This window comes from Methanosarcina barkeri 3 (genome assembly GCF_000970305.1).
Lineage (GTDB): Archaea > Halobacteriota > Methanosarcinia > Methanosarcinales > Methanosarcinaceae > Methanosarcina > Methanosarcina barkeri_A.
On the sequence record NZ_CP009517.1, the window covers coordinates 1,187,726 to 1,208,061 of the forward strand.

The window sequence follows — 20,336 nt, forward strand, 5'->3', positions numbered from 1 at the left end:
AGTAAGCTCGATTTTCCGGGCATTCTACAGTTGAGATACTGGATGGCACAATTGTGAAATTATTTAAATTTAAAATGGCTAATTTTGGAAAATTGGGTAATACAATATCCGTTTTGTACATAAGATTGGAATTTGGGCCAAAAGGTTTAAGAACAAAGAACCCTTCTATGAAAATGGTGATTCACTATGAGGGATCGTTTTTGTTGAAAATGGATCTATAAATGACAATGTGAATGAGTTTAATTACGAAAAACTTGAGAAACTGCCTCCGTCTGCAAAGCTGGTATTTAAAACCCTTGAGGCTAAAGGGCAGATGACACAGAAAGACATAATTCGTGAAACAATACTTCCTTCACGCACAGTAAGATATGCAATAAACAGGCTAAAGGAAGAAAAAATTTTAATGGAACGTTTTTATTTCATTGACTCACGTCAGAGCCTTTACGAAATAAAAAAACCTTCAAATCAGATTCTTGCAGTATGAATTAAAAAATGCTTTTCTGTGTAACTGAATCAAACTTTATTTTATATCCAAATTTTTGATTTTTGAGGTACATAACCTCAATTGTTTTTTTAGATAACTAAAATTAATAAGTAATTTTAAGAGCTAATCTCTAATTCAAAATCTCTTTTCTGAATCTCAAAATCTCTAATTCAAAATCTCAAATATAAATCTCAAATATAAATCTCAAGTATTCTACTGGTGAGTAAAAATTCACGACCACAAAGCCAGCTCTTAAAAACTCTTAACGTTGCAAACAAAACTTGTTTTGGATAAGCTCAATAATAAACACCTTTATTTTGTTATATAGCACATTCCTGAATTTCCAGTCTGCAATTTAAGCCTCAATCAGTTTCAGAGCTGCTGGATCAGAGCTGCTGGAGAATTTTCTAAGTTTTACCAAACCAGATTAAAAACAGCTTAAAATGAAACAACCAGGTACAGGTTTATGCTAATTTATATAATAAATTAAAAGTAAAATAGATAAAAGAAAATATAGAACGGAACCAAAGAGGAATGGTGAAACTTTGAAAGCTCTGGTTATTATAGATATGACTAACGATTTCGTGTATGAGACCTACGAATATGCAGGAACGTTATATGAGGGAAAACTTGTAGCCCCTATGGCAAAGGAAATTGTTGACAAAATAGCCAGGCTAATAATAAAGGTAGTAAAAGGGGGAACAGTTAGTGTCATCAGAATTCCGAAAGATCACCTCAATGCCTTTATGAACCCGGAACTCGAACTGAAAGCAGCAGAGCTCGGAATCGATGAAGTATTCATTACAGGCCTGGTTGAGGAAGTCTGCATATATATTAATAGCCTTGGTTTCCTTGAAAGAGGTTTTCGAACAAACATCGTAAAAGGTTGTACAGCTCCTTTTGATGAAGAAAAAGGTAGAGAAGCCTTTAGCGAACTTACGGAATGCGGAGCAAAAATGGTTGACGATATTCCTGATGACATAAAGGTTATCCTGCTCCTCGAAGACGAACACAATGAAAATTCCGAAGAAATAAAATCAGGAGACTGGCCACCTCATAATATGAAAGGAACTCCAGGAGCTATGACTGTAAAGACGATCAGGGATGTGCTTGAGGAAAGGTATAGTTAAATACATCAGGTTTTCTACAGGGAAAAATTTCTGGTTTTCTATTAACATAATTGGATATGTTAACGGAAGTCACACTCTATTATTCTCTTTTTAGTATCTATAGTTACGCCTGTAATTGTTGCAACAAAAAACTTTATTGTATCTCATTGGGCAGTTGCATTATTTAGCCTCGTGACTATATATGCAATTATTGTTAAAATCAGTAATTCTGAACATGGCATATATTTGTATACTAAATTTTATCCTGTTAATTTAATTAGACATAGCAAAGTAATAAAACTAGTAAAATCAGATCATCAGTTAGAAAAGTTTGATGATGAATTAGTACAAATCGCAGGTAAATTTGATATTTTGCAATACAATGATAAATACTACATTCTAAACTATGAGATTTTGGAGAAGTTTTACCAATTTACCGATGTAATACTAGAAAGAGCTACGAGTTACTTTGAAGAGATAACAAAAGTCAAGATAATTGAAGGTGAGGACAAGTTATTTTCCTATCTTGTAAGTAATCCTTCACATGCCAGTAAGTTCATAAAAGTTATGTCTTCATCAATAGTAATCAAAAAGAAAATTCCTAACGAACAGTTAATTTCATTTGTTTCAAGCAATCCTAAACTAAAAGATAATATTGAAACAAATGAAGACAAGACTAAATTTAAATTAAAGACAAATAATCATTGTAATTTCTTTATTAAACTGTTAGATGATGATTTTTTAAAATCAGAATTGACACAAGAAGAATATGAAACACTTGCTAAGAATAATGTTTAAACATGACCGCGAATAAAAACCACCTTTCCAGCAACCAGTCGGATTTCATCCTTTACACTTCAAATGATGGGAAAGTAAAGGTAGATGTTGTACTGAAGGATGGAACTGTCTGGCTCACCCAGAAGGCTATGGGGGAACTTTTCGGTAAAGACAGGAGTGTTATTACCAAACATACTCAGAACATTTTCAGCAGTGGGGAACTGGATGAAGAAAGCAATGTGCAAAAAATGCACTTTGCATATTCCGCGAGAATGATACGGCAAATCAGGGAGAGTACGGATGACTACAACTAAGAAACTGCCCGACAACCAGATTACGGTCTATCAGACACCTGAAGGGGACATCAACATTGAGGTGCTCTATGCCAATGAAAACGTCTGGCTGCCTCAAAAGCGGATGGCAGAGTTATTCGGATGCAGCGCAGACAATATCTCTCTGCACCTTAAAAATATCTACAAAGATAAAGAACTTGATGAAGCTGCAACTACCGAGGATTTCTCGGTAGTTCAGACAGAGGGGGAACGCAAGGTAACCCGTACGGTAAAGTGCTATTCCCTCGAAGCCATCATCGCGGTGGGGTACAGGGTAAACTCGGAACGCGGCATAGAGTTCAGGCAATGGGCAACTTCCATCCTCCAGCAATATATCCACAAAGGTTTTGCCATAGACAGCGACCGTTTCAAGTATGGTTCCCGGTTCAGTACACGATATTTCGACGACCTGCTCGAAGAGATTCGGGATATCCGTTCCAGTGAGCGGATGATGTACCAGAAGATAACCGATATTTACGCCACTGCTATTGACTATTCGCCAAAGACGGAGGACACGCGCAAATTCTTCGCCACGGTACAGAACAAGCTCCACTTTGCCATTACCGGACAGACTGCCGCAGAAATCATAATCACACGGGCCAGAAGCGATAAGCAGAACATGGAGCTGACGTCATGGCGAAAAGGGTCCGACGGCAAAATCATGCCGCGTGACGTTACCATAGCAAAAAATTACCTGGATAAAACAGAACTTGACCATTTGAACCGCATAGTCAACATGTACATCGATTATGCGGAATTACAGGCTATTCGCAATAAGCCGATGTATACGAAGGACTGGATTGAAAAACTGGATGCTTTCCTGAAGTTCAGCGAATACGAAATCCTCACCGATGCCGGAAAGATCAGCCACGAAGTTGCTCTTGACCTGGCTGCAAGGGAATATGAAACATTCAGGAAAATTCAGGACAAAAATTACATCTCCGATTTTGACAAAGAAGTACGGCGAATCAGGGAGAATACGGATGACTACAACTAAAATCACCGAGTCCGAAATAGAAAAATTCGCCATCGAACTCCTCGAGCACCAGGGTTACCAGTACATCTATGCCCCTGACATTGCCCCGGATAGCGATACTCCTGAACGGGATAGATTTGAGGATGTAATATTGTTAGAGCGCCTGCGAAAAGCCATTGGCAGGATAAATCCCGACATTCCGGCAGATGCAAGGGAAGATGCTATCAGGCAGGTTCAACGCCTGAACTCTCCTGAACTGATATCTAACAACGAAGCGTTTCACAGGATGCTTACGGAGGGTATAAACGTAAGCTACCGAAAAGACGGGGCAGACAGGGGAGATCTGAACAGTGCTTAAGCAGGCGGAATTAATTGCAGATGAAATAACAAAGGGTGTTTAATCTATCAAATGGAAAGTACTTTAGTAATGAAGAATAATTCCCATGCATTCACATTGGTACTGCTTATTTTTGTAAAACAAAGTCCTTGATGGCATATTTTCTTTTTAAGCATTTACTGTATCCTCTTCAAATTGATTGGAAAGCTCTCAATTTCTGCTTATTGAGCTTTTTTCTGCTTTTCCGTTATAAGTTTCCTGTAAGCTTCCTCGTACCCAGATAATCCTTTTTTTCAAGAATTTTTCCCCCCAAATCCCCTTCAAAATCATTCTTCCCTTGCCAGCTTATACAATTCCTGAATCCTCAACTCCACAACATCCATCGCATCTTCAAAGAGCTGCCTGTCGATTTTGATCCCGAAGTATTCCTTGAGTTTTTCTTCCGGAGGCATTGTCGAGCCTGCTGAGAGATAGGCAATGTATTTTTTGTTAAAAGCGTCGGGGTCTCCTCTGTACTGTTTAAAGAGGGCGAGAGTAATTGCTTTTGAAACCGCGTAGTTGAAGGTATAGTAGTTGCTTGTCAGGTAAATATGGTTTATATAAGTCCATTCTGCGGAATCTTCAGGGTAATACTCGACTGAGCTGCTCCTGTACTCTTTAGAAAGGTCGGTCCAGATAGCATTGAGTTCCGCTCCGCTTACCGTTTCTTTTTCTTTACAGAGCTGGTGGGCTTTATATTCAAATTCCGTGATCAAGGGCTGTCTGGTAAAAAAATTCTGGTAATCATCGATCTGCTGGGAAAGGACTGCAACTGCGGTATCCTTATCGGAATTTTCAACAATGTAGTCAACAAAGAGCTCTTCGTTGAAAGTGGAAGGAATTTCCATTTCATAGATCGTACCTGTGCAGTAAAGATAGTCAACGGAATTGCCCATGAGGTAGAAATTAACGGCATGTCCGAGCTCGTGGGTTAAAGTTTTCTGGTCCCTTATAAGGCCGTCATAGTTCATGAAGATAAGAGGTGGAGCTTTTAGGGCACAGGAATCGGTGCAATAGCCTCCAGGCTGTTTTCCATGCTCGGGGTCAGGGTATACGTCTATGAAACCGCCGGTTGCCATTTTTAGGAAGATTTCCTTGAAATTGGGGTCCATCCTGGAGTAGGATTTCTGAATCTCTTGCAGGGCATCTATGTAAGCGTATTTCTTGCCAGGATGGTCCGTCAGTTGCAGCATCAGGTCATATGGTTTGAGAGTGTCAAGCTCAAGCTTTTTTCTTCGAAAATCATTGTAGGCCTCAAAAACCTCTTTCCTCTGCTTGAAGACAGTATTCATGTCATCAACCTGGGCATGGGTAAGATAGAAATTATACAAACTGTAATCATAGAAGTCCGTATAGTTCAACTCTCTGGCAACAAGGTCATCAAGCTGGGCTTTTTTGGAATAGAGGGATGCCATGGAATCGGATTCATCAATCAGATGGTAGAACCTCTTATCATAACACTTTTTCCTGTTTTCCCTAGTCGGATCTGTTGATAGTAAAGTACTGTAGGACTGGGAATTGACAGAAAATTTCTCTCCGTTCTCAAGCGTGATCTCTCCTGCCTTTGTAACTTTGTTTGTGATTTCGGAAAGTGCTTCAGTTTCCAGTTTCATCCGCTGGTTTTCAAGCTCTGCAAGATGCGCAGCCTGGGTCTCATCCTTTGGCCTGTGCTCTATAAACCTCATGTAGTTAGCTTCAAGATAGGCTCTGTAAGCTTCAAGTCCGGGTTCTTCGGAAAAGAGTCTGTCCCATTCATCTTTCTCAAGCGAGGTTAATTTTACGGTTGCAAAGGCCTGAGCTTTCTTATATTCCGTAAGCAAATCCTGAGTATTTCCAAGCAGGGAAATAAGAAATGATTCGTTTACGTTTTTACTGAGTTGAGTATATGCATAAGTATACAGGACATCAAGTGATTTTGAATAAGCCTTTTCATTTTCCAGGTATTCAAGCATAACAGGTCCTGATAATTTTTCAAATTTGGGCCGGAAAGACTCACTTATCTCCTGTGGTCCCTTTTTTAATCTCTCAAGCTCTTTTGAAGCGTCCTCCCTAGTGCTGAAAAGATATGCATCATTCCACTCTGTCGGAACCTTACCTGGATCAAGCACTTCGGAAGTACACTCACTGCCTGCATCATTTCTACTGCCTGTGCTATTTCCTGAGCCTTCATAAGATTTCTCCAGCTTTCCAGAATTCCTGCCTTCCGGAAAAACTGCAAGAGACAGTAAAGCTCCGAGAGCGAGAGGCCCTCTGAACATCCCTGAAGCTATAAGTCCTTTAACCGATTTAGATTTCATACGACCGCTATCTCCTGATATAATATCAAAACGTCCATATGTTAATGTCTTTCTATTAGCGTTGATTTAACGACCACTGTTTCATAGTCTCATTGGTTGATTAGTCTCATTGATTGATTAGTCTCATTGGTTGATTAGTCTCAATTGATTTCATTAATCTCAATTGATTTCATTAATCTCAATTGATTTCATTAACCTCAATTGATCTCATTGATCTCATTGATTCATTAACCTCAATTGATTTCATTAACCTCATTGACTTCGTATATTACTATGATCTCAGATTTTCACTTAATTTATACGAAAAGGGTACTCGTTTTGGATTGATTACTATATTGTAACAAGTATGATAATAGGTTGTTTTATTTCGGACTCAACTTATTTTTTTGGAAATCTAAAAAGTGTGTAGTAAACCTGTCTGCGTAACAGGTTTACTCAGTAACAGGTCTACTCAGTAACACGTTTACTCAGCAACACGTTTACTCAGCAACACGTCTACTCAAACTAAAACTCTTTCTTCGTAATTCAGTACACTCTCTATCTCTTTTTCCTGCATCGGCACCAGTTCTTCAGGAACCTTTTTTGAATCGGTCTGAATGCGAACTATGCGCTGTGGTAAAGGAATCTCTATGCCGTTTTCTTCCAGGGTCTGTTTTATATCCCATAGAATTCTGGTTTTTATCCCGAACCACTCGTTAACAGGTGCCCAGATCCTGACAGCAATATTTACCGAACTGTCTCCAAGATCGCTTACGAAAACCGAAGGGGAAGGGTTCAGGAGAGCAAAGGGTTCTTTGTCAATAAGGTCTTTAATAAGAAAGATTGCGGCATTGGCATCGTCACTGTAACGAATCCTGATTGTATATTCAAACCTTCTGACAGGGTGCCCTACAATGTTTGTGATATTTGTTGTAAAGACCTGTTGGTTTGGGATACGGACAAGAAGCCCCTCAAAGGTTCTTATATGGGTAGAAATTATGCGAATATCTGTGACATAACCGGATACATCGTTGATTTGAACCTGATCCCCTATTTTTATGGGCCTTTCAACCATCAGGAAAAATCCCGAGACCAGATTTCCTACAATATTCTGACTTGCAAAACCAAGGATGATACCTGTAACTCCTCCTGCCACCAGGAGCGCTGAAGGATCAATTCCTATTAGAGATAGGTTAGAAAGAAATACAATAGTAAGTATGCCATAGTAAAGAATTTTGATGATAGTTTCACCCATATCCTTACTGACTCTGTCTTTGAGAGACCTGCGCAGGTAAAGCGAGAGAATTTTGGCAAAGAGAGTTGAAAAAGAAAGAATTAGTATAAACTTTAGCACAGATCCCAGAGTTACGGTACCATCTGAGATAGGAAAGCCTGTATCAGAAAAAGCGAGATCAGTAATCAAAATCCACTCCCCATGTAAAAATTAAGAGGCATGATACCAAGCTTCTTAAGGCTGTAAACCCCGAAAGCTTCTTTTCTGGCTTTAATCTCTTTCAGAGGACTGCTTTTTAGCTCTCCGCTAAGTTTTTGTAACTCAAAACCTGTTTCAGCCGTGTTCCTGTTGAGGATGTCCATATGCGCTCGCATAAAAACATCACCGGCATAGTAAAGTTTCATACCGTATGCACTGAAAACTACTTTTGAGATTGTCGCCCAATCCGAGGAAGCATTTCGAATGGTCAGTTCCATAATTCCCTCCTGTAGAGGGTTAGGGGAAGGAGAAATTGAATATATCTGGCTTTTCCAGTGCTTGCAGATAACTCCGTTTGAAACCTCCCCGTAAAGAGTAAATTTCTGTCTCACCAGGCTCGTCACATCAAGAAGCTGGAGATTTTTGTCTTCCTTATCCGCGATAAAAATGCCTATTTCTATCGGAAAAGTCAGAAAAATTTTTCTTTTTGCTCCTCCTGCAAGCAAAAGGGTTTTCTCAAATTCTATAAGCAGGTTTGGAGTAATTTCTTTAGGGGTGTTTAAAGGCTCTACAGGATTTACAATCAGGCGTTTATTATCTCCAAGGATAATTTTCTCTACATTTTCCGTTCCGAATTTTCTTCTGTATATCCACTGCTCTCCGACTTTCTCAACGGAAATAGCAATTCCTTCCTGTTCAACTGAAAAAGGGGGATTATAATAGCCGTACATAGTATCCCGAGAACTAACACTTTTTAATGAATTGTCTAAATTTCTTAATATAGAGATGATACTTTATAAAAATTTTGGCTTTGAATGAGATTACACAAATAGAAAAATAGAAAAAAAGTCCGGAAATTACTGACCTTCAGGAAATGTCTTCAAAAAACCAGTATTTTTTAGTATCGTTTTTGAAGAATTATTTGAAAATTCAGGTCATTGTCTCAAATGAAGCTCAGGAAAATAGCTTCTGAAAGTTCTCAATGAAAATATAAATGAAAAATTTTCCAGAAAAAAGAAAGTCAAACCCATCTCCTTTTCTTAAAATAGATAAACATGCTAACTGCTAAAAAGGTCATTACCAACATTACAGCAGGATAGCCCCAGTGCCATTCGAGTTCGGGCATGAATTTGAAATTCATCCCGTAAATACCTACTATAAAAGTAAGGGGAATAAAAATCGTTGCTATGATTGTCAGGACCTTCATAACTTCGTTCATCCTGTAGCTTAAGCTGGAGAGGTAGACATCAACCATTGAAGACAAAATGTCCCGAAAATCTTCAACAGTGTCTATTACCTGGATTGTATGGTCATAAACATCTCTCAGGTAAATCCGGGTAGTCTCTTTAATAAGATCGGACTCAACCCTCTGTAAACCATTTATCAGCTCTCTGAGAGGCCAGACAGATTTCCGAAGGATAATCATATCCCTTTTATACCTTTGAATAGTCCTGAGAGTTTCAGGTCTTGGCTGCGTTACCAGCCCTTCTTCAAGGTACTCGATATCATCCCCAAAACGCTCCAGGATCAAAAAATAATTATCGACTACAGCGTCAATAAGGTTGTAGGCAAGATAATCCACTCCACTTTTTCGCAAGCGAGAAGCCGGATTTTCAAACCTTTCCCGTACCGTATCAAAAACATCTACCTCTCTTTCCTGAAAAGAGAGGATGTAATTGGAGCCGAAGATGATGCTTACCTGGTCTATAGTGAGCTCTTCCTTTTTCGGATCAAGGAGAATCATCTTTAAAATCGAATAAATATATGAGTCGTAATCTTCAGTCTTGGGCCGTTGCCGTGTATTAAGTACGTCTTCAAGAGTAAGGGGATGGATGTTAAAATAACTTCCGAGTTTTTCTATAATATCTATCCTATCCAGTCCATCCACGTTTATCCAGAAGTTAAGATCGGGATGATTTTTAAACTCCAAACACTCTTCAAGCTTCTCCAGCTTTTTATCTACAAGCTTTTCACTATTATAGGCCAAAACCCGGATTACTACCTCTTCAACCTTCTTTTCTCCTACATGGACAAGCGATCCGGGTGCAAGTCCGATTTGCGATCCTCTTCTTCCAGAAACCACCATGCTTATTCTCTACCTCACCTTCGAATAAAAAATAGATCATTCAGTAATTAAAGTTTCACTGATTTAAGTCTGTGCATAACTTTTTGTCCGAATCTCTTTATCGAGCTTTTGAATTAGTTTGGTTCACGTTCAATACACCCCGAGTTCCAATCTGAAAAAAAAGCTTTTATATGCCCGCAGATAAATATATGTATTATATATTTAATAGAATATTATATTAATAAATAATTAAATATTTCTAAAAACTGGGGAATTTGGAAAGATTGTCAGTTTTGAACTAGGATCTGATAGAGGGGTAATTTGTATGGTTGAAAATCAAATCATGAATAGTATATATAGTATGCTTGATCAGTTTATAGCTTTTATTCCGACATTGGTAGCAATAATTCTTCTTATTATCATAGGGAAAGTCCTGGGAACATTTCTTGGAAGAGTAGGTGCAAGGGTACTGGATAAGATAGGACTTGATGATCTTGTTGACAAAACCTTAATAGGTAGAATGATAAGAAGAGGACAAATGAGTACGGTTGGCTTTTTTGATGCAGTCATCCGATGGCTCGTTTACATCATATTTGCCTTAATTATCCTTAATATTCTGAATATCCAGGCAGTCAATAGTTTCATCAACCTGATAATATACTACATTCCACTTGTGATCTCCGCATTTATTGTACTGCTTATAGGCTTCTTGATTGTGGACTTCATTGGGGATCTGATAAAAAACCTGCTTGTTTCGATAGGAGTAGACGAGAAATTTGAAAGTATGCCTTTCGGATCAGCTGTCAGATCAGGAGGACTGACGGCCTCAGGAATTATTTCCGGACTGATCAAGCTGTTTGGGTATCTGATTTTTCTTACAACCGCATCGAATATCCTGCAGTTGACAATGTTTACCGTGTTACTGATAAGCATTACCGAGTACTTGCCACGCCTTTTTACAGGTGTTCTGATCCTGTTGATAGGAATCATTTCAATCGATATAGTGATGGACTACATCACAGGTACGATTAGAGATATGAATATAGAGGGAACAGAGATTATTCTTCCTCTCCTGAGAGGTTTTCTATTCCTCATTGTGATTCTGGTGGCACTGGATACTATGCTTGTTGACACAGGTATTCTATACCTGTTCTTTGGGCCGCTTGCATGGGGAATTGCAATCGTGGTTGCGTTTAAATACGGAGTTAAAGATGCTATCGTTGCATATGCCAGAGAAAAAAGTAAATAAGCAGGTCTCATGAAAAACCTGAAATCCGGTTAAAAAGAAACTTGCTGCATACACTAGAGAAAGGAAGAGCTACTTCCTTTCCCTGTTTATTCCTCTTCTTAACAGATATGAAAAAACCAATTCTGTTAATCTATTTTATTTATACTGGAGTAGTTTGTTTATAACTTTATATTTATACATTTTTGTATTTTTTAAATGAGCCTATCCCAAAACCTTGAATTTTGAATAATTGCTTTAATTTCTAACATAAAAATAGTATGATGATATTTGGAAAGAAATTGGTTTTGGGATGAGCTCAATCAATATTTATTTAAAGCATCTTGCCAAACAACCACAATATGGAAACCCCCAATAACACCTCTTCTTTTGTAGAAAATATGTCTTATTTTGACAGTAGGTTAGAGCAGGCGTTTACATGGTTTTCAGACAACTTAGGTACATTTTTATTCATACTTTTTGTTGGCCTGGTCACTGTCCTTACTGCACGGAACGTAAACAGTCTTCTGGAACGCCATTTCGTAAAAGCGAACAACAGGCTGCATATGGATCCGACATCTTTCCGAATGTTCAGACATATTGTAGTCGCACTGATCTATTTCATGGGAATTGTAGTTGTTATTTTCAGCATTCCCAGTCTTCGAAACCTCTCGATTGCCCTCTTTACCGGAGCAGGAATTGCCGGTATAGTTATCGGTTTTGCAGCCCAAAACACACTGAGCAATATAATTGCAGGGATTTCCCTTGCTATTTTTCAACCTTTCCGGGTTGGAGATCGGCTTAATATTATGAACGAGTACGGAAAAGTTACGGATCTTAATCTCAGACACACTGTCATCATAACCTGGGATAACAGACGGCTTATAATCCCTAATTCCGTAATCAGCAATGAAGCGATAATTAACTGGACTATAGAAGACCCTGCAGTAATCTGGCCAATAGACATCGGAATAAGCTATGATGCCGACATTGACCAGGCAAGAAGGATCATGATCGAAGAAGCCAGAAAACATCCAAACGTAATGCCCCCGCAAAAAGTCCAGTACAGTGTTGTAAAACCTAGCTTAATTAAGTCCGAAACACTTAGAATGGGATTTATTGATCCTCCTGTGCTTCATCCCGTGGACCCGGATTTCAGGGAGAGAGGAGAAGTCAAAGTAAACGTTGTTGAACTGGGAGAATCTGCCGTAAATCTCCGCATGAATGTCTGGTTCAAAGATAGAAGTATTGCATACAGTTCAGGATGTGAAATCAGAGAAGCTATTAAGAAGCGCTTTGATAAGGAAGGAATAGAAATCCCATACCCGTATAGGACTATTGTATACAAGAACGATCTTGAAAAGGAAAAGAAGGCTACTGGAAAATTATCCCATACAGAAGGAGACAAAATTAATACTCCGTGAAAAGCCGATATAACGATATTGACAATTAAGTAAGTGAACAGTTGAAAAGCAGTGAAAAGTGGTTGATAAAAAACAAGTGAAAAACGGGTTGACACAAAGCAACTGAAACATGAACTGATAAAAAGAAGTGAAAAACGGGTTGACACAAAGCAACTGAAACATGAACTGATAAAAAGAAGTGAAAAACGGGTTGACACAAAGCAACTGAAACATGAACTGATAAAAGAAGTGAGAAACGGTTGATAAAAAGCAACTGAAACATGGACTGATAAAAGAAGAAATTTGGATGAAAGGAAAAGGGGAATTTCACAGTTCCCTTTCATCAATTACTCTTTTTGTCTTTTTCATGCTGCGTGGAAGTTCCCCTATCTTTACGCCAACAACATCCACGGTTACGCCTATGAAGTCCTTAAAGGCTTTTCCCAGAGCTTTTTCGGTTTTTGTTTTCTTTGAGGGATCTTCTGTGCCTTCGATCTCAACCCTGAAGATCATGCTGTCCCTTCCGTCCTTACGGGTAAGCAGAATCTGATATTCGCTGCTTACGCCAGGAATCCTGTGGACAAGATCTTCGATTTGGCCCGGATAGATATTAACAGCCTTGAACTTTATGCGGTCGTCTGACCTGCCAAGGACCCTATCAATTCTTGGGAAAGGACAGCCGCATTTACAGAGGCCAGGAATTATTCGGGTCAAGTCTCTTGTCCTGTAGCGGATGAGAGGAGCCCCTTCCTTTGTGAGAGTAGTAATTACAAGTTCTCCAAGCGTGCCGTCAGGAAGCTGCTCGCCCGTAATAGGGTCAATAATCTCAAAGAGCAAGTAGTCAGACCAGTAGTGCATACCTTCATGGAAAGCGCAATCAAGGCCAATTCCTGGCCCGTAGATCTCGGTCAGCCCATAAATATCAAAAGTCTCTATCCCCAGCTCGTTTTCTATTCGGCTGCGCATTTTTTCACTCCAGCGCTCCGAACCTATAATGCCTTTTCTCAGGTGAATCTGGGACTTAAGCCCACGGTTTTCAATTTCTTCAGCAAGCAAAAGCGCATAAGAGGAAGTGCTTGTAAGGGCCGTAGTCTTCAGGTCAACAAACATTTCAAGCTGTTTCTCGGTATTTCCCGGACCTGTAGGTATAGCCATTGCCCCAAGGCGTTCGGCTCCAAGCTGAAACCCTATCCCTGCGGTCCAGAGCCCGTATCCTGGGGTAATCTGGATCCTGTCCTGGTTAGTAAGCCCTGCAAGCATATAACAGCGCATCATCATCTCGGCCCAGAGATCCACATCTTTTCGGGTGTAAGGAATAATTATGGGTTTTCCTGTGGTCCCGGACGAGGAATGAATCCTTACAACCTCGGAATCAGGAACGGCCTGTAACCCAAGAGGATAGGCATCCCTGAGTTCTTCTTTATTCGTAAATGGAAGAAGCTTCAGGTCTTTAAGTGACTTTATGTCCCCGATATTGATATTTGCTTCCCTGAACTTTTTCTGGTAAAAAGGACTATTTTCAACTACGCGCTTCAGCAGTGCCTTCAATTTTGCAAAGGTATCTTCTTCCGAGATTTTAGGATGATAAAGCTGTACATTGTGATCAAGTTCAGCCTCAGTGGATGCTTCATACATATTATTTCACCTTCTGCTTCCCAGTTCAAGGGTCGGAGATAAATCTAATACATTTCCTTGCGCGTTCGAATGCGGCATCGTTTACAGCCCTGTATTTTTCAGGGATTTCGGCATCCAGTATTTCCTTAAGAATTTCTTCCTTAAAAGGTAGTACTCGTGCGCCTGCAGCCGCTCCAAGCATTGCAACGTTTGCAGCTCTGTATGTCCCTACATCGTCTGCAAGCTCCGTAAAATCGGAACAGAAAATATCAGGGTAGTATGCACATAAAAAGGAGAGCAAAGCTGCAGGATCATACTCAGGGCTCCCAGGCGGTCTCGATGCCGGTGGGATAGCATGGGTATTTACCAGAACCTTTCCGCCTTCCTTAAGAAAAGGCAGGTTGCGTACGGTTTCTGCAGGCTCCAGGCCTAAAAGCAGGTCTGCCTGCCCGATGGGGATAAGTGACCCTGAAGTTTCGTCTCCTATTCTTATATGGCTACTGACCGAACCTTCTCTCTGAGACATGCCTATGGTTTCGGCAGTACTTACATGGAATCCGGCTTTCATCGCAGCAAGTGCAAGCAAGCGGGAAGCAAGCACAACACCCTGTCCACCAACGCCTGCAATAAGAATATCATATTTCACAGCTTTACACCTCCTATGCAGATAGCTTCCGATGGGCAGATCTGTGCACAGAGCCCACAGCCACTGCAGTTGTCCTGTATGACAGGCTTATCCCCGTCAAGGTTAAGAGCAGGGCAGCCAAGCTCTTTTATACAGAAACTGCAGCCTGTGCAGGTTTCAGGTTTTATTTTATAATATTTGTCGGGTTTTGTAATCCCTACACACTTGCCTTTGAAGACCAGAACCGACGGCCCATTGAAATTCATGGCTTCTTTTGCGGCTTTTACACAACTCTCAAGGCTGTCCGGATCTACGGTATTTATTGTCCTTACAGATTCAACCCCACAACTTTTGACCACATCTGCAATTTCAATGGCTTTTGAAGTATTTCCGAGTACGTTCACGCCTACACCGGGATGGGGCTGGTGTCCTGTCATTGCAGTTGTACGATTGTCAAGTACTGCAAGGGTGATGTTAGCTCCGTTATAGACAGCGTTTATCACTGCAGGAATGCCTGAATGAAAGAAAGTAGAATCCCCGATAAAAGCTACATGTTTTGCTTTCGGGTTTGTACGTGAGAGTCCTCCTGCAAGGCTTATCCCTGCACCCATGCAGAGGCAGGTATCTACCATGTTAAGGGGATAGGCATTTCCAAGAGTGTAGCAGCCAATATCCCCGGAGAAAATCGTATCAGTTTGAGCCTCTTTTTTAAGCTGTTTTGCAGCCTGTTTGAAAGCATAGAAAACGGTCCTGTGCATACAACCGGCACAGAGGGTAGGAGCCCGAATCGGAAGTGGAGGAAGCTTTTCTCTTGAGACGGCAGGAGAAGCATGAGAAAGACGCAAACTCTCTCCACACGTTACAAGTGCACGGTTGATGCTGTCAGTGACAATATCCACATTATATTCCCCGCTCACAGGGAAAAAGCCGTTCTTCTTTCCGTAAACATCAACAGGCAGGTGGAACTTCCCTATAAGCTGGAGGACCTGTTCTTCAAGGTAAGGGTCGAGCTCTTCGACCACGATCAACTGGTCAATGCCTTTCAGGAAAGAAAGGACTGCCTTTTCCGGGAAAGGATATACCGTCCCGACCCTGAAAAGTGTAAATAACTTTTCAAAATCCCTGACAGTTTTCACAGCTTCCTTTACATACAGGGCTGAGACACCTGAGGCAATAATCCCGATTTTTCCCGATCCCAATACAGAATTAAAGTTAAGCTCGGAAAAGTGTTCGGAAAGCTTTTCCTGCACGCTTTCAAGCCAGGGGTGCCGTTCGGCCGTCAGCTTCGGAAAGATAGTCCACCGCCTATCCTTTACAAAACCTTCCTCAACGGCTTCAACAGGAGCAGGTTCTCCAGCTTCGACCTCTACATCCCCGCAGCTGTGAGAGACACGCGTGGTGGTTCTCAGAATAACGGGAGTTTCGAATTCATGCGAGAGCTCAAAAGCCAGTTTTGTCAGTTCGTAGGCTTCCTGAGGGGTTGCAGGGTCAAGGACAGGAATATTTGCAAAGTGTCCGAAAACCCTTGTATCCTGCTCGGTCTGAGAAGAATGAGGCCCGGGATCATCGGCAACGAGCAGCACAAGAGCTCCTTTTACCCCGATATAGCTCAGGCTCATAAGAGGGTCGGATGCAACGTTTAGCCCTACCTGTTTCATGGTCACAAGCGCCTTTGCCCCTGAATAAGCTGCTCCGACAGCCGTTTCGAGTGCGACCTTTTCGTTGCTCGACCACTCTGTATAGATTCCACACCTGTTTGCGTAGCGGGCAATCGTCTCCAGAGCTTCGGTCGAGGGAGTTCCTGGGTATCCTGTAACCACCTGGACTCCGGCTTCTATCGCTCCAAGTGCAATGGCTTCATTACCCATTAACAACTTTTTATCAGTCAATAAACTCATCTCGAACTAAGGGTAATATTTTAACAGTTTGATAAAGTTTGATAAATATAGAAGGAATAGATGAAGTTGAAAAGAATTTAAATTCTCAAGCTGTTTATTAAAATAATTTTGAGAATTCTAAAATCTGTTTTAAGTTATTTCACCGTGATTTTACGTCATGGGAAAGATGATGTTCATCTATGTACAATGCTGCCTGGAAGAAGTACGTAAAATTCGCATATAAAGTTTTTGTTTTATGAATTTATGTTGTTATGCTTTAGATGCAAACTGATCCATTTTCGACAACAATTAGAAGTAACAGGACTCAGAACTTACAACCCAAGAAGAGAGAAAAATTACACGTTTTTTAAGGACATTTAAGAACAATACTTCTTTACTGCCATATCATAACGGTGTCGAAAATCAGGTTTTATAAAAGTCTTCAATGAAGATATTATGGAAGACTAGAAAGAGAATAGAAAGATTCAAGAAATTGTATTTTTCATAGTTTATAAGGAGTGGGGATCATGAAAGAGGTTTTTTCCAATTTAGAGAAACCCAATTACATACGCTATTTTCCCCACCGCCCATATAATATAATGTTGCAGCTCTATTTATACTTGACTCTAAAAAAGGAAAAATGAATGTTTTGCGTCTCACAAGACTAAAATTATCCAATAATTTCTATAGGAAATTAGAATATGAATTCTGACCCAGGCTTTAAACTCATACTGAAAAGCCTGGCCGATTTGATCCAGATAAATGGATTATAATATATAGGAAATTATTTCTACGTTTTACAGCATTGTTAGAGTCATGAATCAGGAAGATAAAACAATAGCCAGTGAGGACCCAAGTCGTGAGTTCGGGGCAATGGGAGAACTCTTACGTGAACTCCAGAAGGAAGAACTGGAACAAAACGCAAGCTCCCCTGCAGAGACTCCAGAAGTCAAGATAACAAAAGACATAGCGAAACTAATGGCAGAGATCAGTACAACGTTAAAAGAGATTGCAGAAACGCAGAAAAGCATACTTGAAGAGATTAAAAGGAGTAAATAAAACAAAGCCTTTTAAAAAAAGGCTTGAGCGAAAAACACTGCCAAATCTAAAACATAACAAAGGCATGATCACAAGCCTTTTCAAAAATTGCTTTACTGCAAGCCTTTTAAAAAAAGGCTTGAGCGAAAACTCCAGTAACATTTGGATTTGAAAAACTTATCCTCAAACCCTATAGGCGTGATCAACCGGCGCAACGGTTGATCGAAAGCCTTTTTAGTAACGGCGTGGACAAGTACCGCGACTTTTGAGGCTCTCAATTTTATTTTTTATTAAATTTTATTTTTGAAACGTTTCCCGGAACTTTTTCATGTGCTCAACAGCTTTTTTCTTTAGTTCAATCATCTTTTCCATTTCGTTTATCTTTATTTCCAGCCATTGGATTTTCATATCCATCTTCATTAATGCAACTTCTTTTTTCTGTTCGTCAGTTAGCATTTCCCAAATTTCAGGCATCGAGCCGCCGTGATGCATATGATTTTGCCCCATCGTTCCTTCGTGCATGTTTATTACCCCTTTTTATGGCATTGATTTCACTGGCACCTGCTGTCATCAAGCAAAGACTCATAAATCAGGAAAAAGTCTCTGGGTGTCATAAAGAGATTATTATTACTGACATATAATAACTAGAGAAATATAAATTAGAATCCAATAATAATTAAAAGCAGAACTTGAAGAAGGACAGATGGCAAAGGATATGCTGAGGATTCTATATTTTGTTTGCAACTTAAGTCAGAGACGATAAGGCATTATTATAAGTAGTATTCTTTTTAAAGTCGCCTATGTTTTTTCCTGCCCTCTGCAGTAAACGAATTAATTATAAATATCAGTTATATCAGGCACTCTAATCTGGAAAAAACCGTTTCAAAACAGTAAGAAGTGTTGATCTGAGAAAGAAAGGTTAACTGTACCAGTCTGGCAGCTGGAAATTATGGAGATATGTAATTTCCCAAGTAAGCTCTGGAGGATTGCAGGCCCAGAAAATAATCAATTGTAAGCTTACAAAGGAGAATTGAAGATTTAGCCTGTAGTCCTCCCATTTAATCTTTAACCTCTCTACTTAATCTTTAATTCTTAAATTTGATTTTCAATCATTCAACTTAATCTTTAATCCTTCCAGTTAATCTGCAATAATTCCAATTAAATTTGTAAATTATAAAGTTATATTGACTTCTCCCATCCCTGTCCGAAATCTACCAGAGGCCTGACCTCATAGACCTCAAATATCAGTGAAGCATATATCATCTTCGCACCTTCCTCCCCGACGAACTTTGCAGCCTCGGATCGGATTGTATCAAGCAACTCCCCTGACGTTGCATGCTCTTTAAGTTTCATATAAACCCTGATGCCTTTCCAATCCGTGATCGCATCTCCGGTTTCCATAATCGTATACAAGGCATATGGATTTTCCCGAAGGTTTGCGAATGTGCGATTATCAGCCGTTGCCGCTACTACAGTCTTTTCATCGATCATTTGAGGCGATCCAAAGACAGCTGAATCAACCTGTCCGTTAGTGCTGGATGTGCTGAGAACCCCAAGCCTGGGTGATTTATTAAAATAATCTATCAAGTCTGATGACATATTTTATCTCCTTTGAATTAATATTGTCACTTATCCCTTAAAAAGAGAAGCGAGAATTCAGGATCTCCATTTTTATTTCAAATCTTACTCTTTGGGTTAATTTTATACTGACATTGTTATACTAATATTGTTATACTAATATTGTAAAGTTGATTGTAAGTGAAGTAGAATATGATTGTAAGCGAAGTAGAATAGGATAGCAAGTGAAGTAAAATACGATTGTAAGTGAAAGTAAAATATAAGTCACAGTTAAGATAAGCCTGAGACAGTAACTTTTCTCCCAAATATCACCGCAAATTGGTAGAACTTATATATACAGCTGACATCACAAAATCCTGCTTCTTTAAGCCAGTTGATTTGTTGGTCTAATGTTGATTCCTTGTCAAGCTTAGTTCTTTCATAACCGGCGAGGATTTCTTCTTCAGGCAAGCCACTATTCTCTATATAGCGTCTCCAGATCTTCTTGTTGAGGTTTTCTATGAAAGGGGTTTCTCCATGAACCTGATCGGCGTTAATAATAATCCCGTTTTGTTTAAGTAGAGAGTGACTTTTTTTGTAAACTTCTTTCTTCTCCTCATCTTCCAGATGATGGATAGATAGTGCCGATACTACCATATCATACTCTTCGACAAAAGAATATTTTGAATAATCAACTACAATATACTCTACGTTTGAGTTACCTCTAAACCGGTCTTTTGCTATATCCAGCATCTTCTCCGATAGATCAACAAGAGTAAATGATGCATCTGGATATCTTTCCATCAGAAATGCTGATAAAAGTCCTGTTCCAGCTCCTATATCCAGTATTTTTGGATTTTCCGTATTTACGGATGCCATGGATACTGAGACTTTATAGAAATCATCGAAACACGGTATAAACTGCTTTCTCTGCTCATCGTACTTTTTTGAAATTTCATCAAACTTTCTTTGAACTTCGCTCATCTTTTTCTCCAGGGTTTTGGATTTTTACTTGACTTTGTTCGCATCGTTTGGCCAAAAACTTTTGCTTTTTTAATTATAAGAAAAAAATACTGTTTACGTTAATTAATGTACTGTAATGTATTACAGATTGTTGTGCGACAAGAATTATATTACTGGAATGGAGAAACTCCGCAAGAACTACATTAA

The 20,336-nt window shown here is 39.6% G+C and carries 18 protein-coding genes and 1 pseudogene; 9 read left to right on the forward strand and 10 right to left on the reverse strand.

Annotated features, from left to right (window positions below):
- Positions 1–229: 229 nt before the first annotated feature.
- The 6 genes and pseudogenes from MSBR3_RS04770 to MSBR3_RS04795 form a co-directional block, all read left to right on the forward strand.
- Complete coding sequence (locus tag MSBR3_RS04770; protein WP_048106789.1) at positions 230–484, forward strand: MarR family transcriptional regulator; 255 nt, start codon at positions 230–232, stop codon at positions 482–484.
- Between the two features lie 569 nt (positions 485–1,053).
- Positions 1,054–1,614, forward strand: a complete 561-nt coding sequence (locus MSBR3_RS04775; RefSeq protein ID WP_048110060.1) for a cysteine hydrolase family protein — start codon at positions 1,054–1,056, stop codon at positions 1,612–1,614.
- A 135-nt stretch (positions 1,615–1,749) separates the two neighbouring features.
- Positions 1,750–2,391, forward strand: coding sequence for an anti-phage protein KwaB (gene kwaB / locus MSBR3_RS04780; RefSeq protein ID WP_329956832.1), 642 nt, complete (start codon positions 1,750–1,752; stop codon positions 2,389–2,391).
- A gap of 2 nt (positions 2,392–2,393) precedes the next feature.
- On the forward strand, positions 2,394–2,684 hold the full coding sequence (locus MSBR3_RS04785; RefSeq protein ID WP_196297011.1) for a hypothetical protein: 291 nt from the start codon (positions 2,394–2,396) through the stop codon (positions 2,682–2,684).
- Positions 2,671–3,699 (forward strand): virulence RhuM family protein, encoded by a 1,029-nt coding sequence (locus MSBR3_RS04790; protein WP_048106793.1) that lies wholly within the window; start codon positions 2,671–2,673, stop codon positions 3,697–3,699. Before MSBR3_RS04785 ends, MSBR3_RS04790 begins: the two co-directional genes overlap by 14 nt.
- Positions 3,686–4,024 (forward strand): annotated as a pseudogene (locus MSBR3_RS04795) (type I restriction endonuclease); the annotation flags it as partial. The gene MSBR3_RS04790 and the pseudogene MSBR3_RS04795, both read left to right, overlap by 14 nt.
- Positions 4,025–4,341: 317 nt before the next feature.
- Here the strand turns inward: MSBR3_RS04795 and MSBR3_RS04800 are convergent.
- From MSBR3_RS04800 to corA, 4 genes are all read right to left on the reverse strand, one after another.
- Positions 4,342–6,351: a M3 family oligoendopeptidase gene (locus tag MSBR3_RS04800; protein ID WP_230627811.1), complete on the reverse strand. Its 2,010-nt coding sequence runs from the start codon at positions 6,349–6,351 to the stop codon at positions 4,342–4,344.
- 499 nt (positions 6,352–6,850) lie between these two features.
- Positions 6,851–7,753: a mechanosensitive ion channel family protein gene (locus MSBR3_RS04805; RefSeq protein ID WP_230627813.1), complete on the reverse strand. Its 903-nt coding sequence runs from the start codon at positions 7,751–7,753 to the stop codon at positions 6,851–6,853.
- Entirely contained in the window at positions 7,750–8,493 is a 744-nt protein-coding gene (locus MSBR3_RS04810) for a DUF432 domain-containing protein (RefSeq protein WP_048106798.1), read from the reverse strand. The genes MSBR3_RS04805 and MSBR3_RS04810 overlap by 4 nt, the downstream gene beginning before the upstream one ends.
- A gap of 290 nt (positions 8,494–8,783) precedes the next feature.
- Positions 8,784–9,848, reverse strand: a complete 1,065-nt coding sequence (gene corA / locus MSBR3_RS04815; RefSeq protein ID WP_048106800.1) for a magnesium/cobalt transporter CorA — start codon at positions 9,846–9,848, stop codon at positions 8,784–8,786.
- Between the two features lie 304 nt (positions 9,849–10,152).
- Here corA and MSBR3_RS04820 point away from each other — a divergent pair, with 304 nt between their 5' ends.
- Positions 10,153–11,076, forward strand: a complete 924-nt coding sequence (locus MSBR3_RS04820) for a mechanosensitive ion channel family protein (RefSeq protein ID WP_048106804.1) — start codon at positions 10,153–10,155, stop codon at positions 11,074–11,076.
- Positions 11,077–11,414: 338 nt separating this feature from the next.
- On the forward strand, positions 11,415–12,476 hold the full coding sequence (locus MSBR3_RS04825) for a mechanosensitive ion channel family protein (RefSeq protein WP_048110063.1): 1,062 nt from the start codon (positions 11,415–11,417) through the stop codon (positions 12,474–12,476).
- Between the two features lie 306 nt (positions 12,477–12,782).
- On the opposite strand, the gene MSBR3_RS04830 is transcribed toward MSBR3_RS04825, so the two are convergent.
- From MSBR3_RS04830 to iorA, 3 genes are read right to left on the reverse strand one after another with little or no spacing between them, the layout of a single operon-like run.
- Positions 12,783–14,090 carry a phenylacetate--CoA ligase family protein gene (locus MSBR3_RS04830; protein WP_048106806.1) on the reverse strand — a complete coding sequence of 436 codons (1,308 nt, stop codon included), beginning with the start codon at positions 14,088–14,090 and terminating at the stop codon, positions 12,783–12,785.
- Between the two features lie 25 nt (positions 14,091–14,115).
- Entirely contained in the window at positions 14,116–14,715 is a 600-nt protein-coding gene (locus MSBR3_RS04835) for an indolepyruvate oxidoreductase subunit beta (RefSeq protein WP_048106808.1), read from the reverse strand.
- Positions 14,712–16,583, reverse strand: a complete 1,872-nt coding sequence (gene iorA, locus MSBR3_RS04840) for an indolepyruvate ferredoxin oxidoreductase subunit alpha (protein WP_048106809.1) — start codon at positions 16,581–16,583, stop codon at positions 14,712–14,714. Before iorA ends, MSBR3_RS04835 begins: the two co-directional genes overlap by 4 nt.
- A gap of 804 nt (positions 16,584–17,387) precedes the next feature.
- Here iorA and MSBR3_RS04845 point away from each other — a divergent pair.
- Entirely contained in the window at positions 17,388–17,630 is a 243-nt protein-coding gene (locus MSBR3_RS04845) for a hypothetical protein (protein WP_048106810.1), read from the forward strand.
- 276 nt (positions 17,631–17,906) lie between these two features.
- Here MSBR3_RS04845 and MSBR3_RS04850 read toward each other — a convergent pair whose 3' ends face one another.
- From MSBR3_RS04850 to MSBR3_RS04860, 3 genes are all read right to left on the reverse strand, one after another.
- Positions 17,907–18,131 (reverse strand): hypothetical protein, encoded by a 225-nt coding sequence (locus MSBR3_RS04850; RefSeq protein ID WP_230627815.1) that lies wholly within the window; start codon positions 18,129–18,131, stop codon positions 17,907–17,909.
- A gap of 657 nt (positions 18,132–18,788) precedes the next feature.
- A complete protein-coding gene (locus MSBR3_RS04855; protein WP_048106811.1) occupies positions 18,789–19,208 on the reverse strand; it encodes a pyridoxamine 5'-phosphate oxidase family protein in 420 nt (139 codons plus the stop codon).
- 249 nt (positions 19,209–19,457) lie between these two features.
- Positions 19,458–20,150 (reverse strand): class I SAM-dependent methyltransferase, encoded by a 693-nt coding sequence (locus MSBR3_RS04860; protein ID WP_048106813.1) that lies wholly within the window; start codon positions 20,148–20,150, stop codon positions 19,458–19,460.
- Positions 20,151–20,336: the final 186 nt, after the last annotated feature.